General features: G+C 67.4%; 13 protein-coding genes and 1 pseudogene. 7 read left to right on the top strand and 7 right to left on the bottom strand.

The window, feature by feature from the left end:
• Nucleotides 1-25: 25 nt before the first annotated feature.
• Together ACQHI0_RS08570 and ACQHI0_RS08565 are read right to left on the bottom strand one after the other, a co-directional pair.
• The gene (locus ACQHI0_RS08570) at nucleotides 26-790 is read right to left on the bottom strand and encodes an ABC transporter permease (protein ID WP_427907395.1); all 765 of its coding nucleotides are present in this window, start codon (nucleotides 788-790) and stop codon (nucleotides 26-28) included.
• A gap of 240 nt (nucleotides 791-1,030) precedes the next feature.
• The gene (locus ACQHI0_RS08565) at nucleotides 1,031-2,065 is read right to left on the bottom strand and encodes a LacI family DNA-binding transcriptional regulator (protein ID WP_427907394.1); all 1,035 of its coding nucleotides are present in this window, start codon (nucleotides 2,063-2,065) and stop codon (nucleotides 1,031-1,033) included.
• 176 nt (nucleotides 2,066-2,241) lie between these two features.
• Here ACQHI0_RS08565 and ACQHI0_RS08560 point away from each other — a divergent pair, with 176 nt between their 5' ends.
• The 3 genes from ACQHI0_RS08560 to ACQHI0_RS08550 are packed head-to-tail and all read left to right on the top strand — an operon-like array spanning nucleotide 2,242 to nucleotide 5,461.
• Entirely contained in the window at nucleotides 2,242-3,405 is a 1,164-nt protein-coding gene (locus tag ACQHI0_RS08560; protein ID WP_427907393.1) for a Gfo/Idh/MocA family protein, read from the top strand.
• On the top strand, nucleotides 3,402-4,592 hold the full coding sequence (locus ACQHI0_RS08555; protein WP_427907392.1) for a dihydrodipicolinate synthase family protein: 1,191 nt from the start codon (nucleotides 3,402-3,404) through the stop codon (nucleotides 4,590-4,592). The genes ACQHI0_RS08560 and ACQHI0_RS08555 overlap by 4 nt, the downstream gene beginning before the upstream one ends.
• Nucleotides 4,589-5,461 (top strand): sugar phosphate isomerase/epimerase family protein, encoded by an 873-nt coding sequence (locus tag ACQHI0_RS08550; protein ID WP_427907391.1) that lies wholly within the window; start codon nucleotides 4,589-4,591, stop codon nucleotides 5,459-5,461. Before ACQHI0_RS08555 ends, ACQHI0_RS08550 begins: the two co-directional genes overlap by 4 nt.
• Before the next feature lie 65 nt (nucleotides 5,462-5,526).
• On the opposite strand, the gene mmsB is transcribed toward ACQHI0_RS08550, so the two are convergent.
• Genes mmsB through ACQHI0_RS08530 form a run of 4 tightly spaced genes read right to left on the bottom strand, consistent with a single transcriptional unit; the run spans nucleotide 5,527 to nucleotide 10,144 of the window.
• A complete protein-coding gene (gene mmsB / locus ACQHI0_RS08545) occupies nucleotides 5,527-6,441 on the bottom strand; it encodes a 3-hydroxyisobutyrate dehydrogenase (protein WP_427907390.1) in 915 nt (304 codons plus the stop codon).
• Entirely contained in the window at nucleotides 6,438-7,502 is a 1,065-nt protein-coding gene (locus tag ACQHI0_RS08540) for an enoyl-CoA hydratase/isomerase family protein (RefSeq protein ID WP_427907389.1), read from the bottom strand. Before ACQHI0_RS08540 ends, mmsB begins: the two co-directional genes overlap by 4 nt.
• Nucleotides 7,499-8,638 (bottom strand): acyl-CoA dehydrogenase family protein, encoded by a 1,140-nt coding sequence (locus ACQHI0_RS08535; RefSeq protein WP_427907388.1) that lies wholly within the window; start codon nucleotides 8,636-8,638, stop codon nucleotides 7,499-7,501. Before ACQHI0_RS08535 ends, ACQHI0_RS08540 begins: the two co-directional genes overlap by 4 nt.
• A 6-nt stretch (nucleotides 8,639-8,644) precedes the next feature.
• Nucleotides 8,645-10,144 carry a CoA-acylating methylmalonate-semialdehyde dehydrogenase gene (locus ACQHI0_RS08530; protein WP_427907387.1) on the bottom strand — a complete coding sequence of 500 codons (1,500 nt, stop codon included), beginning with the start codon at nucleotides 10,142-10,144 and terminating at the stop codon, nucleotides 8,645-8,647.
• A 175-nt stretch (nucleotides 10,145-10,319) separates the two neighbouring features.
• Here ACQHI0_RS08530 and ACQHI0_RS08525 point away from each other — a divergent pair.
• Nucleotides 10,320-10,451: pseudogene (locus tag ACQHI0_RS08525) on the top strand (acyl-CoA dehydrogenase family protein); the annotation flags it as partial.
• A gap of 22 nt (nucleotides 10,452-10,473) precedes the next feature.
• Here the strand turns inward: ACQHI0_RS08525 and ACQHI0_RS08520 are convergent.
• Nucleotides 10,474-11,091 (bottom strand): TetR/AcrR family transcriptional regulator, encoded by a 618-nt coding sequence (locus tag ACQHI0_RS08520; protein WP_427907386.1) that lies wholly within the window; start codon nucleotides 11,089-11,091, stop codon nucleotides 10,474-10,476.
• Between the two features lie 98 nt (nucleotides 11,092-11,189).
• Between ACQHI0_RS08520 and ACQHI0_RS08515 the strand changes: the two genes are divergently transcribed.
• The 3 genes from ACQHI0_RS08515 to ACQHI0_RS08505 are packed head-to-tail and all read left to right on the top strand — an operon-like array spanning nucleotide 11,190 to nucleotide 14,592.
• Nucleotides 11,190-12,071 (top strand): metal-dependent hydrolase, encoded by an 882-nt coding sequence (locus ACQHI0_RS08515; protein ID WP_427907385.1) that lies wholly within the window; start codon nucleotides 11,190-11,192, stop codon nucleotides 12,069-12,071.
• On the top strand, nucleotides 12,068-13,099 hold the full coding sequence (locus ACQHI0_RS08510) for a PDR/VanB family oxidoreductase (RefSeq protein WP_427907384.1): 1,032 nt from the start codon (nucleotides 12,068-12,070) through the stop codon (nucleotides 13,097-13,099). The genes ACQHI0_RS08515 and ACQHI0_RS08510 overlap by 4 nt, the downstream gene beginning before the upstream one ends.
• A gap of 20 nt (nucleotides 13,100-13,119) precedes the next feature.
• The gene (locus ACQHI0_RS08505) at nucleotides 13,120-14,592 is read left to right on the top strand and encodes an aldehyde dehydrogenase family protein (RefSeq protein ID WP_427907383.1); all 1,473 of its coding nucleotides are present in this window, start codon (nucleotides 13,120-13,122) and stop codon (nucleotides 14,590-14,592) included.
• The last annotated feature ends 1 nt before the right edge of the window (nucleotide 14,593 follow it).

The following is a 14,593-nucleotide window of genomic DNA, read 5'->3' as shown; positions in this document are numbered from 1 at the left end:
GCGCGAATACGGTTGTTCGACATGCTCATGCGGCACCGACGACCGAGGCCGTGGATCGACGGGAGGCGTGCCAGGGAATGAGGAACTGCTCGGCGATCTCGATGATCGCGAACAGGATGATGCCAAGCATGGACATGATGATCAGGGCGGCGAACAGCATTGCCGTGTCGATATTTCCGTTGGCTTGCAGGATCACGTAGCCGAGCCCCTCGTTGGCGCCGACGAATTCGCCGACCACGGCGCCGGTGACCGCGAGGGTGGCGGCGATCTTCAGTCCGGACATCAATTGCGGCAGTGATGCGGGAAAACGCACTTTCACGAACGTCTTCCAATTGCTCGCACCCATCGTGGAGGTGAGTTCGAGGATCTCTGGATCCACCGAGCGCAGCCCGGCCATACCGGAGATGACAATCGGGAAGAATGCCATCAGCACGGCCACGAGGATTTTCGGACTGGTGCCGAATCCGAGCCAGACGATGAACAGCGGCGCGATCGCGATTTTCGGAATGACCTGCGCGAAAAGGATGAGCGGGTACATCGTTCGCTCGACACCGCGGGAGTAGATCATCACCAGGGCGACGGCTTCGCCGATCAGTGCGGCGATGATGAAACCGACCACCGTCTCGTAGGCCGTGACCCAGGTGTTGTCGAGGAGATAGGCCGAATTGTCGACGGCGGTGCGCCAGGTATCCGCCGGCGACGGCAGAATGTAGGGCTCGACGAGCTCGAACTCGGTGACCGCCCACCAGGCGACGATGAGCACCGCCACCAGGGCGAGCGGCCGCCACACGGTCGACCACAGAGTGGATGGGGAGGGGAGCTTTGGGCGCCGGGCGCGAACGGGTTGCGTCGCTTTCGGTGCTGAGGAACTGGCCTCGACGGACGTGACTACCGCCATCTGGAGTCCTAAAGCTAGTAGTGGAGCGGGGTTCGAACTGCACCCGCTGGGAATGCGCTTTCCGACGCTGGAGCCGAGGCTAGTGTGACCGGCCCCACAGTGTCAAGGGTTTCGGATTATCGCAGGTCAGAGCTATCGAAAAATGGTGCTGTCGCGCAGGATCACCCGGCCGGGCACGAATTCGTGTGCCCGCGAGGCCGTCGCGGAATCGTCGAGCGCGAGCGCGACGGCGCGCTCGCCGATCTCGACCAGCGACAGCGCCACCGTCGACAGACCGGGCACATGGTCGCGCAGCGTCAAGATGTCGTCGAACCCGGCGACGCAGACATCGTCGGGCACCGCGAGGCCGAGCTCACGCCACGCCGCGATCGCCCCGATCGCCATCACATCGCTGACCGCGAAGACGCAGGGCACGATGTTGCCGACCTGCCCCGGATGCAGATCCAACGCGGCCGAGAGCCTGCGGGCGGCGCTGAAACCCCCGTCGCGGGAGAAGTCCCCCGCGATCTCCACCAGCGGTGTCACGCCCTGCGTCGCCAGCGCTTCGACGAAGCCGTTGCGCCGGTCGACGGCAGTCCTGATGTGGCCAGGCCCGCCGATGACGGCGAAATCCCGGTGACCCTGCGCGAGCAAGGCATGCGCCAATTGTGCTGATGCCACATAGTTTTCGGGCTCCACGGCGGCGCCGAAGGACAGCGGTTGGCCGATCACGACCACCTTGCCGCTGTTGTCCAGATACCGCGCGCATTCCTTCTCGAGATCGCGGTCGAGGTCTCCGCTCTGGCGAGAACCCGCCAGGATGATCGCGTCGGCGCGGTGCGAGATGAACGTGCTCACGGACTCGCGTTCGATATCGAAATCGCGTTGCGTACTCGCCAGCAACACGAGTTTGCCCGCTCTGCGCGCTGCTGCCTGGACGCCCTGCACGATCGAGGAGAAGTAGGGGTCGGCGATATCGTGCACGACGAGCCCGATGAGCCCGGTCGACGACCGCGCCAGCGCCTGGGCCTGGGCATTTGCCACATATCCCAATTCGGCGGCGGCGGCGCGAACCCGGTCGGCGACGCCCTCGCCGGGCACCCGTGACGATCCGTTGAGTACGCGTGACGCGGTTGCCTGGGAAACGCCCGCCCTGGTCGCTACGTCTTGCAATCTCACAGCCGCCATGGCTTCGTGCCTCGTTCTCTCAGTGCGCGTGGGGTTGACCGAAGTTCGTGACTAGCATAGCTTGGAAAGCGCATTCCGACGCTGACTTGTCCACTCGACGTATACGGGTCCCGCATACCGTCCACGACCCATTCTGCGGTCGTCAGCCACGCAAAATCAGAAGAGGCACACCAACAATGCCCGATTCCACTCCCCCGCGCACGCTCCGCATCGCCATGAACGGCGTCACCGGTCGCATGGGCTACCGCCAGCACCTGATGCGATCGATCCTGCCGATCCGCGACGGCGGCGGACTGCTGCTCCCCGATGGCAGCCGCGTCCAGGTCGAGCCGATCCTGGTCGGCCGCAATGCCGCCAAGCTCGCCGAACTCGCCGAAGAACACGGCATCGCCGAATGGAGCACCGACGCGGCCGCCGTCATCGCCGATCCGTCCATCGACATCTATTTCGACGCGCAAGTCACCTCGCGTCGCGCCGAGGCGCTCGCGGCGGCGATGAAAGCGGGCAAACACGTCTTCACCGAGAAGCCGACCGCCGAAACGCTGGCCGAGGCCGTCGAGCTCGCCCGGGTGGCCGCGAACGCCGGCGTCACCGCGGGAGTCGTGCACGACAAGCTCTACCTGCCGGGCCTGGTGAAGTTGCGCAGGCTCGTCGACGAAGGCTTCTTCGGCCGGATCCTCTCGCTGCGCGGCGAATTCGGTTACTGGGTCTTCGAAGGCGACGGCCAACCCGCCCAGCGACCCAGCTGGAACTACCGGGCCGAAGACGGTGGCGGCATCGTCGTCGACATGTTCTGTCACTGGAACTACGTGCTCGAGGGCCTGCTCGGCAAAGTCGAGGCGGTCACCGCGAAGGCGACCACCCACATCCCCACTCGATGGGACGAACAGAGCAAGCCCTATCCGGCCACCGCCGACGATGCCGCCTACGGGATCTTCGAGATGGAAAACGGCGTTGTCGCGCAGATCAATTCGTCGTGGGCGGTGCGCGTGTACCGCGATGAGCTCGTCGAGTTCCAGATCGACGGAACCCACGGCTCCGCGGTCGCAGGGTTGCGCAAGTGCGTCGCGCAGCATCGCTCGCATACGCCAAAGCCGGTCTGGAATCCCGATCTTCCGGTCACCGAGCCGTTCCGTGATCAGTGGCTGGAGGTGCCGGCGAACGCGGATCTGGACAACGGGTTCAAGTTGCAATGGGAGGAATTCCTGACCGATGTCGTGAACGAACGGCCGCACCGTTACGGGCTGTTGTCGGCCGCACGCGGGGTTCAACTGGCCGAACTGGGCCTGCGCAGCTCCGCTGAGGGCCGCCGGATCGAGATCCCGGAGGTCACGCTGTGACCACGACGTCCACGGGGCTGTCGGTCATGCTGCCCGTCGACGGCGGCCTCCACCCTTACGTTCTCGGTGCGCCGGGCACCTGGACGCGGCCGGCGCAGCCGATCACCTCGCGCGTGGCTTTCGCCGCCGCGCATGTGATTCCGTGCGCGACGGCCGACAACACACCGGGTGCGCCCGCGACTGTCGACTGGGACGCGACGCTGGCCTACCGGCACGAGCTGTGGTCCTACGGGCTCGGGGTCGCCGACGCCATGGACACCGCACAGCGCGGCATGGGCCTCGACTGGCGGGCGACCGCGGAATTGATCCGGCGATCCGGCGCCGAGGCGGCCTCGGCAGGCGGCAGGCTCGCCTGCGGAGCCGGGACCGATCAGCTCGACCTCGCCGGAATCCCCGCCGGGTCGGCCGGACTCGCCAGGATCGTCGATGCCTATCGCGAGCAGATCGACGTGGTGACAGAGGCGGGCGCGCAGGTGATCCTGATGGCCTCGCGCGCACTCGTCCAGGTCGCCCGTTCGGCCGCCGACTATGTGTACGTCTACGAGAAACTGCTGGGCAGTGTCGATCGACCGGTGATCCTGCACTGGCTGGGCACCATGTTCGACCCTGCGCTGCAGGGATATTGGGGCAGCGCCGATGTCGATACCGCCACCGAGACGTTCCGCGCACTCATCGAGAACAACAGATCGAAGATCGACGGGGTCAAGGTCTCACTGCTCGACGCGGCACACGAGATCGCACTTCGACGCGCGCTACCCGACGGGGTTCGGCTGTACACCGGCGACGACTTCAACTATCCCGAGCTGATCATCGGTGACGCGCAAGGACATTCGGATGCGCTGCTCGGCGTCTTCGCGGCGATCTACCCGGCCGCGTCCACCGCGTTGCAGGAAATCGACAACGGCAATGTGGCGCGTGCGTCGGAGATCCTCAGCTCCACCCAGGAGCTCGGTCGCCACATCTTCGCGGCACCGACGTACTACTACAAGACCGGTATCGCCTTCTTGTCGTGGCTCAACGGCAAGCAAGCGGGCTTCTCGATGGTGGCAGGACTGTCCACGGGGCGATCTGTGCCGCATACGGCCGAATTGTTCCGGCTCGCGGACAAGGCCGGACTGCTGTCGGACCCGGAACTGGCCGCGCACCGCATGCGGGTCTACCTCGAACTGAACGGATTCCGATCATGACATCGGTTGCGGCACAGCACATGCCATTCGATCTGGCCGACCCGTACCGGTCGCTGTCGTTGAACACGGCGACGACGAAGAAGTGGACCCTGGCCGAGGCGGTGGACGGGGCCGCCCGCGCGGGGCTCGGCGCGATCGGGCTGTGGCGCGATCGGGTCGACGAGGTCGGTGCCGCCACCGCCGCGAAGATCGTCACCGATGCGGGGTTGCGCGTATCCAGCCTGTGCCGCGGCGGCTTCCTGACCGCATCGAACGACGAACAGGCGGCACTCGACGACAACCGCCGTGCCATCGACGACGCGGCGACGCTGGCCACGCGGGAACTGGTGATGGTGATGGGCGGAATGCCGGACCGCGACCTCGCGGGCGCGCGGGCGCGGGTCGAGGAGCGGCTCGCCGTGCTGGTCCCGTACGCGGCCGAGCGCGGTGTCCGCCTTGCCCTCGAACCGTTGCATCCGATGTTCTGCGCCGACCGCGCGGTGATTTCCACCCTGGCGCAGGCATTGTCGATGGCGCGACCGCATCCGGCGCAGACCGTGGGTGTCGTGGTCGACACCTTCCATCTCTGGTGGGATCCGACCCTGGCCGAACAGATCGCGCAAGCCGGCGCAGCCGAGCGGATCAGTTCCTATCAGGTGTGCGACTGGCTGAACCCGATGACCGCCGATCCGCTGCTGTCGCGGGGCATGATGGGCGACGGCGTCATCGACTTCACGACTATCGGTCGGTGGGTTCGCGACGCCGGGTACCGCGGCGACGTCGAGATCGAGATCTTCAACGCCGAAGTGTGGTCCAGCGACGGCCATGCCGTGATCGAGACGATGAAACAGCGCTACCGAGATCTGGTCCTTCCGTCCCTCGTGGACTGACGGCACATCGCGGCCCGGCCCAGGGATGAACTGTCCTGGGCCGGGCCTACGCGATTTCCTTGTGACTACCCTCGTTCGTCTCCGAGTGAGTCGGATTCTCCGGAACGGTCGCGGATGTCGGTGATGATGGCGGAGAAGTCCCGCCCGGCGTCGGTCTGGTTGAACCGCGCGTAGATCGCGGCCGCGAGTTCGCCGAGCTGACCGTCGATCCCGTTGGCCTGCAACGCGTTCGCGGCCAGGGTGAGGTCTTTCGACATCAGCGCGGTGGCGAAGCCCGGCAGGTAGTCGTTGTTGGCCGGACTGGCAGGCACGGGTCCGGGCACCGGGCAGTAGCTGGTCAGTGCCCAGCTCTGGCCGGATGCGGTGGAGACCACGTCGAAGAACGACTGGTGGCTCAGGCCGAGCCGTTCACCGAGCACCAGTGCCTCCGACAGCCCGATCATGGAGATCCCGAGCAGCATGTTGTTGCAGATCTTCGCTGCCTGACCGACCCCGGCGTCACCGCAGTGCACCACCTTGCCGCCCATCACGCCCAGGACATCGCCCGCGTCGGCGAAATCGGCGGCCGCGCCACCCACCATGAAGGTGAGGGTGCCCGCGGTCGCCCCGGCGACGCCACCGGAGACCGGCGCGTCCAGCGGGCGGTGACCGGCCGTGACAGCCAGTGCCGCAGCTGCTTTCGCGTCGGCGACGTCGATGGTGGAACAGTCGATGAACAGCGTGCCCGGCGTAGCGGCGGGCAGCAGTTCGGCGTAGACGTCGAGGACGAGTTTGCCGTTGGGCAGCATGGTGATCACCACGTCACGGTCAGCGGCAGCCGCGGCGGCGGTGTCCACTACGGTCGCGCCGTCGGCGCGCGCCTGCTCCTGCGCGGCGGGCACCGGGTCGTAGGCGAGCACGTCGTAGCCCGCGCGCACCAGGTTCGCCGCCATCGGGCCGCCCATGTGGCCGAGCCCGAGGAAACCGATCTTCTTCGTCATCGCCGAGCCTCCGCTGCCATCGAATCCAGTTCCGCCGCACCCAGATCGGCGAAGTAGGCCGCCACCTGATCGTCGGTCACCTCGGCGAGGGTCGCGGGTCGCCACTGGGGATTGCGGTCCTTGTCGATCACCTGGGCGCGAATGCCCTCGACCAGGTCGTGTGAGCCGAGCGCGGCGACCGAGACCCGGTATTCCTGGTCGAGTACTGCCTCGAGGCTCGGCAGGTCCTGCGCCGCTCGCAGCGCGCGCAGCGTGACCTTGAGCGCGACAGGCGATTTCGCGAGCAGGTCACCGGCCGCCGCGACCGCCTGTGGCGCTTGGTCTGCCTGCAGTCGCGCCGCGATCTCCTCGACGGTGTCGGCGCTGTAGCAGGCGTCGATCCAGCCTCGCTGCGCGAGCAGGTCCGACGACGGTGCGGCCTCGGCGAACTTCGCGATCGCCGCCTCCACACCCACGGTGCCCAGCGCGTCGAGCAGCTCGGGCAGTGCGTCGGAGGGCACGTAGTAGTCGGCGAATCCGGTCGCGATAGCGTCGCCCGCGGTCATCCGCGCAGTGGTGAGCGCGACGTGGGTGCCGATCTCGCCCGGTGCCCGCGAGAGCAGGTAGGTGCCGCCGACGTCGGGGACGAAACCGATGCCGACCTCGGGCATCCCGATCTTCGAGCGCTCGGTGACGATGCGGTGGCTGCCGTGCCCGGCCAGGCCGACCCCGCCGCCCATCACGATGCCGTCCATGATCACCACGTACGGCTTGGGGTAGCTGCCGATCAGCGCGTTGAGGTGGTACTCGTCGCGCCAGAACCGCCCGGTCGGCGAATCGGCGCCCGCCGTACCGGCTTTCGCGTCGGCGTGGATGGCGACGATGTCGCCGCCCGCGCAGAGTCCACGCTCACCCGCGCCGGTCACCACGACGGCGCGCACCGCGTCGTCGTCGGCCCAGGACCGCAACGCGTCGGTGATGGCCAGTGTCATCGCGTGATTGAGGGCGTTGATGGCCTTGGGCCGGTTCAGGGTGATCAGACCCAGACCGTCACGGACGGCGATCAGGACTTCGTCGGTCATGCTGCTCCGATCAGCGAGCGGGCGACAACCACCCGCATGATTTCGTTGGTGCCCTCGAGGATCTGGTGCACCCGCAGGTCGCGCACGATCTTCTCCAGGCCGTATTCGTGCAGGTAGCCATAGCCGCCGTGCAATTGCAGCGCCTTGTTGGCCACCTCGAAGCCGGTGTCGGTGGCGAAACGCTTCGCCATCGCGCACAGCGATACCTTGTCCCGGGCGTCGTCGTCGAGCGCGGCCGCGGCCCGCCACAGCAGGGTCCGCGCCGCCTCCAGTTCGGTGGCCATATCGGCCAGCTCGAACTGCAGTGCCTCGTTGCGCACCAAGGGTTTTCCGAAGGCGTGCCGTTCGGACAGGTAGCGGACCGTCTTGTCGAGCGCGGCCTGCGCACCGCCGATCGAGCACGCGGCGATGTTGAGCCGGCCACCGTTGAGGCCGTTCATCGCGATCGAGAAGCCGTCGCCCTCCGCGCCGAGACGGTTGGCGACCGGCACCCGCGCACCGTCGAGGATCACCTGCCGGGTCGGCTGCGCGTTCCAGCCCATCTTCCGTTCGTTCGGTCCCACCGTCAGACCCGGCGTGTCGGCCGGGACGATCAGCGCCGAGATGCCGCGCGGGCCATCCCCGCCGGTGCGGACCATCATCACGTACACGTCGTTGGCGCCCGCGCCGGAGATGAACTGCTTCGCGCCGGTGAGGATGTAGTCCTCGCCGTCGCGAACGGCCTTGGTACTCAAGGCCGCCGCGTCGGACCCGACACCCGGTTCGGTGAGCGCGTAACTGCCGAGCAGCTCCAGCGACGCCATCGGTGGCACCCACCGGTGCCGCTGCTGCTCGGTGCCATAGGCATCGATCATCCAGGTCGCCATGTTGTGGATCGAGATGTAGGCCGCCACCGAGGGACACCCGGTCGAGAGCTGTTCGAAGATCCGCACCGCGTCGAGCCTGCGCAGTTCGGAGCCGCCGACATCGGCGCGCACCGAGATGCCGCCGAGCCCGAGCGGGCCCGCCTTGTGCAGCACGTCGACCGGGAAGTGTTTGCGCTCATCCCAATCCAGCGCGTTCGGTGCCAGGAACTCGTCGGCGAACTGGCGCGCGGTCTCGCCGATCGCGCGTTCGTCCGCATCGAGGGTGAACATCGCCGCTCAGTCCATCGTCGGGATGACGAACGCGTTGGACTCCTTGAGCCCGGCAGGCCAACGCTGGGTCACCGTCTTGGTCTTGGTGTAGAACCGGATCGAATCCGGGCCGTGCTGGTTGAGATCACCGAAGCCCGAGCCCTTCCAGCCACCGAAGGTGAAGTACGCGATCGGCACCGGAATCGGCACATTCACGCCGACCATGCCGACCTGCACGCGGGCGGAGAAATCGCGCGCGGTGTCACCGTCGCGGGTGAAAATGGCTACGCCGTTGCCGTATTCGTGCTCGTCGACCAACCGCAGCGCCTCCTCGTAGTCGCTCGCGCGCACCACGGTGAGTACCGGGCCGAAGATCTCTTCTTTGTAGATCCGCATGTCGGCGGTGACGTTGTCGAACAGGCTCGCGCCGACGAAGAAGCCGTTCTCGGCACCCTCGACGCTCAGGCCGCGGCCGTCGACAACCAGGTCGGCGCCCTCGTCGACACCGATCCGGACGTAGTCGTTGACCCGGTCCACCCCGTCGAGCCCGACCAGCGGCCCGAAGTCGGCGCCCGCGTCGTCGGAGCGGCCGACATTGAGCTTGTGCACCCGCTCGGTCAGTTTCGCGACCAGCCGATCCGCGGTCTCGGCCCCCACCGGCACGGCCACCGACAGCGCCATACAACGCTCACCCGCGGACCCGTACGCCGCGCCGATCAGCTGATCGGCGACGTCGTCGAGATCGGCATCGGGCATCACGACAGCGTGGTTCTTCGCGCCGCCGAAACACTGCGCACGCTTGCCGTTGGCCGTCGCGGTCTCGTAGATGTACTGCGCGATCGGGGTCGAACCGACGAAGCCGACCGCCTTGATCCGACGATCATGCAGGATCGCGTCGACGGCTTCCTTACCGCCGTTGACCACGTTGAACACCCCCGCAGGCAGACCCGCCTCGAGGAACAGCTCGGCCAGACGCAGCGGCACCGACGGATCACGCTCGGAAGGCTTGAGCACGAACGCGTTACCGCAGGCCAGCGCCGGACCCGCCTTCCACAACGGGATCATCGCCGGGAAGTTGAACGGCGTGATACCGGCGACGACACCCAGCGGCTGACGCATCGAGTACACGTCGATACCGGTGCCCGCGCTGTCGCTGTACTCACCCTTGAGCAGGTGCGGAATACCGATGGCGAACTCGATGACCTCGAGCCCGCGCTGGATATCGCCCTTGGCGTCGGCGATGGTCTTGCCGTGCTCGGACGAGAGCAGCGCGGCCAGGCTGTCCATCTCGTCGTTGACCAGGTTCACGAACTTCATCAGCACCCTGGCGCGCTTCTGCGGGTTGAACGCCGCCCACACCGGCTGCGCCGCGGCCGCGTTGTCGATCACCGCGGTCACCTCTGCGGCGCTGGCCAGCGGAACCCTGGCCTGCACCTGCCCGAGATTCGGATCGAAGACGTCGCCGAAAGCGCCGGAAGTGCCGGTGACGTGCTTGCCGCCGATGAAGTGCGTGAGTTCGCGAACCATGCCAGTCCTACTCCGTTGATGTCGGTCGCGCGGGGTGCGCAGTTGGAGGGTTTCCAATAGTTGGATGTCCAAGTAATTGGTACTTTCGCAGGACCGTGCGGCGTTTGTCAATTCCCGACCTCGACTATTGGCATTTCGCCAACAGGTGTCCGCTCTATTGCCGGACCACCGATCAGCGGTGATCGGCCGGTGCATCCAGCTGCACGGCGGATACGGCTGCATGGAGGGGTACCCGATCGCGCGCATGCGGGCCGACGGCCGCATCTCGCGCATCTACGCCGGCGCGAACGAGGTCGTTCGCCCGCTCCCCCGGACGCGCAGGCCCGCGCCTAGGCCCCGGTCACAAGGATCGGGACCACGTAGGCGCGGGCGAAGGCCGCCAGGGCCTGCTCCGAGCCGGTGTCGATGGTGCCGACCGGCTGCAGAATCAGCGAGTGCACCACCCGGCAGACCACTTCGACCCGGGCGCCGAGATCGGGAATGTCGGGGAATCTGTTGTCCTCGAGCACCTTTCGGATGATCTCGGTGGACGTGGCGACCGAGAGCAGGAAGAACGACGCTCCGTCGACGGTGAGCTGCGGCAGCAGCCGATCAGCCTCCAGCGTGAGCAGTCGCTCGACCAGCGGGTGCGCGCGCCAGCGGGTGATCACGGTGGTGAAGACGTCGACGACGATGTCGTCGAAGGCGTCGTGGCGCGCCGGGATCTCGCCCAGGTCGGCGAGCAGCCTGCGCACCTCCCGCTCGAAGGCCGCGCGCACGACGTCGTCACGCGATCCGATGCGCCGGTAGACGGTGGCACGGTCGACGTCGGCCGCCTTGGCGATGTCCTCGATCGTCGTCTTGCGCACGCCCACCCGCTCGAACTGCACGAGGGCGGCATCGAGAATTCGTTCTTCGACGGAGTCGGCGGTGGGCGAATTTCCCGAGGTCGCGGCGGTGGAGAGCACGCTTCGACGGTATCAGGCGCGACGAGCTCCGATCACAACCGCGGATCAGATCCGTCTGCAACATTGCGATACTATTTGTTGCACTGTACGGTTCGGATATGGCTGATAACGGTGCAACGGCGCGCTCCTATCAGGAACAAGCGCACGCAATTCACGCGCGGGATGTGCACTTCGACTTCTCGTCGGTGCCCCTGCACTACATCCCGGGCGAAGTACTCGCGACACATGTCACCAACGTGATGCATCTCGTCCTTCCCGAGGGCGAACGAGCGATGGCCACCTGCCTCGCCGAGGCCCTGCCCTACATCGAGGACGAGCGGCTGCGCGAGGAAGTCACCGGATTCATCGGCCAGGAGTCGATGCACGCCAGCAGCCACGAAGGCGCGCGGCGGCATCTGCAGTCGATCGGGCTCGATGTCGAGTCCTATGTCGCCAAGATCGCCTGGCTGGTCGACCGGATCCTCGGCGATCAGGGGCTCACCGGCCGCGCCAAGGAGGAATGGCTCAAGGAACGTCTCGGCTTGTTCGCCGGGATGGAGCATTTCACCGCGGTCATCGGCGAGTGGTTGCTGGAATCGGAGGTGCTGGCCGAGCTCGGGATGGACCCGACCATGCTCGATCTGGTGCGCTGGCACGGGGCCGAAGAGGTCGAGCACCGCAGCGTGGTGTTCGACGCCTATATGCACGTCGACGGCGGTTACGCGCGACGACTGCGCACCGGGCTGCTCGCCAGCGGCACGCTGCTGCCGCTGTTCGTCGTCTCGACCGCGTACTTGTATCGCCAGGATCCGAGCAAGGACAAGGGACGCTCCTGGGCCAGGCAGTTCGTGAGTGCGACGGTGCGCGGGGTGATCCCGAGTTTCACCACTTTCGTCACCGAGATGCCGCGCTACCTGCGGCCGGGTTTCCATCCCTCCCAGCTGGGTTCGATGGACAACGCCCTGCGGTACCTGGCCCACTCGCCGGCGGCGCGCGCGTGAACCCTTCCGCGGATGTCGCGACACCGAGCCTGCGCACCATCGGCGCCGCCGTCGACCTCTACAAGAAGGTGTTCACCCAGCCCGCACTGTCGCCACCACATCCGGTGCGACACAACGGCTTCGATCTCGATCTCCGGGTAGAGGCGGTGCACGCGGAGACCACCGACGTGGTGAGCCTGACCTTGGCAGGCGCCGAGGGCGAGTTCCTGCCGTCGTGGCGGCCGGGGTGCCATATCGACGTCTTCCTCGCCTCTGGTCGCCAACGCCAGTACTCCCTGTGCGGTGATCCGCGCGACCGGCGTCGCTACCGGATCGCGGTGCGCCGCATCGACAACGGCGACGGCGGATCACGGGAGATGCACACCCTGCGCGCAGGTGCCGGGCTGCGCATCCGCGGGCCACGCAACGCCTTCACCTTCGTCGAGACCGCACCGTCGTACCTGTTCATCGCCGCGGGCATCGGGATCACCCCGATCCTGCCGATGGCGCGTGCGGCCGGTGCCCGCGGGCGACTGGTCTATCTGGGCCGATCGCGCGACTCCATGCCGTTTCTCGGCGAACTCCCGGCAGGCACCGAGCTCCGGCCCGACGACGAAACCGGCACACCCGACCTTCCCGCACTGCTCGCCACCGCCGCCCCCGGCGCCGCGGTCTACGTGTGCGGTCCTCCCCCGGTGCTCGACGCCGCCCAGCGCACCCTGTTCGCGCTGAATCCCACCGCCTCGCTGCACACCGAACTGTTCTCAGCGCGGCCGGTGACCGATGGCAAGGCATTCGACATCACCCTCGCGCGCAGCGGGGAGACGGTGCGCGTCGACAGCACCGAGACCGCGCTCGACGCGATCCGCCGGGTGCGACCCGATATCGCGTATTCCTGCCGACAGGGTTTCTGCGGCACCTGCAAGACCAAGGTCCTCGCGGGCGCGATCGATCACCGCGACCGACTGCTCCCACCGGGCGAGCGCGCCGATCACCTCCTCACCTGCGTGTCCCGTTCCGCCGGTGGCGCACTCACGCTGGACCTCTGATCGCGAAAGGCACGCCTCCCATGACCACCTCACTAAGCTTCGACGTCCACAGTCCCGCGACCGGCGCCCTGGTCGCCTCCTACCCCAGCCACGACGAGAGCGCCGTCGAGGCCACCGTCGAGCGCGCCCACGGCGCCGCGATCTGGTGGCGCACAGCCGGTTTCGATGAACGTGCGCGCCGCCTCGACCGCTGGCGCGCCGAGATCACCCGCGGCCGCGACGAACTCGCTCGCCTCATGAGCCAGGAGATGGGCAAGCCGCACTCCGACGCCGCGCTCGAGATCGTGATGGCGCTCGAACACCTGAAATGGGCCGCGCACAACGCGAAAGCCGTGCTCGGGCCGCGATCGGTCGCGCCGAGTCTGTTGACCGTCAACCAGGCCTGCCGGGTCGAGTACCGGCCCTTCGGCGTGGTCGGGGTGATCGGCCCGTGGAACTACCCGGTGTTCACCCCGCTCGGCTCGATCTCGTTCGCGCTGGCCGCGGGCAACGCCGTGGTGTTCAAACCCAGTGAGTACACCCCGGGAGTCGGCGTCTGGCTCGCCGAGGCGTTCGCCCGCGTCGTCCCCGAACAGCCTGTCCTGCAGGTGATCACCGGTGGTGGTGCGACCGGGGCCGCGCTGTGCCGCAGCCGGGTCGGCAAGATCGGGTTCACCGGTTCCACCGAGACGGGCAAGCGGGTGATGGCGGCCTGCGCGCAGCGGCTCACGCCGGTGCTCATGGAGTGCGGGGGCAAGGACGCGCTCGTCGTCGACGCGGACGCTGATCTCGGTGCCGCGGCCGACGCCGCGCTGTGGGGTGGCATGGCCAATGCCGGGCAGACCTGCCTCGGCGTGGAACGGGTCTACGTACACACCGATGTCTACGACGCGTTCCTCACCGAATTGCTCGATCGCGCAGGCCAACTGCGCGCCGGAGCGGGCACGGCGAAGATCGGCCCGATCACCATGCCCAAGCAGCTCGCGGTGATTCGCCACCACATCGAGGACGTGCTCGCCCGGGGCGGCCGGGCACTGCTGGGTGGGCTCGACGCCATCGACGGCCAGTTCGTGCAGCCGACGATCCTGGTCGACGTACCGCACGACAGCGCGGCGGTCACCGAGGAGACCTTCGGCCCCACGCTGGTCGTCACCCGGGTCACGTCCATGGACGAGGCGATCGAGCGGGTCAACGACTCCGAATACGGACTCGGCGCCACCGTCTTCGCCCGCCGCGACGGCGACGCCATCGCCGACCGGATCGACGCGGGCGCCACCTCGATCAACGCGTTCGTCGCGCACGCCACCATCCCCGCGCTGCCGCTGGGCGGGGTCGGCGCCTCCGGCTTCGGCCGGGTGCACGGACCCGACGGCCTGCGCGAGTTCACCTACGCCAAAGCGACTACACGCCAGCGGTTCTCCTCACCGCTGGCGCTCACGACATTCACCCGCAGCACCCGGATCGACACCGTCATCGATCGCCTGGTGTCGGTGCTGCACGGAAGGATCGGCTGAC

It is taken from the genome of Nocardia sp. FBN12 (assembly GCF_050320175.1).
In the GTDB taxonomy this organism is placed as follows: domain Bacteria; phylum Actinomycetota; class Actinomycetes; order Mycobacteriales; family Mycobacteriaceae; genus Nocardia.
Note: the sequence above shows the minus strand (reverse complement) of the source record. Positions and strands in the feature narration are given on the sequence as shown.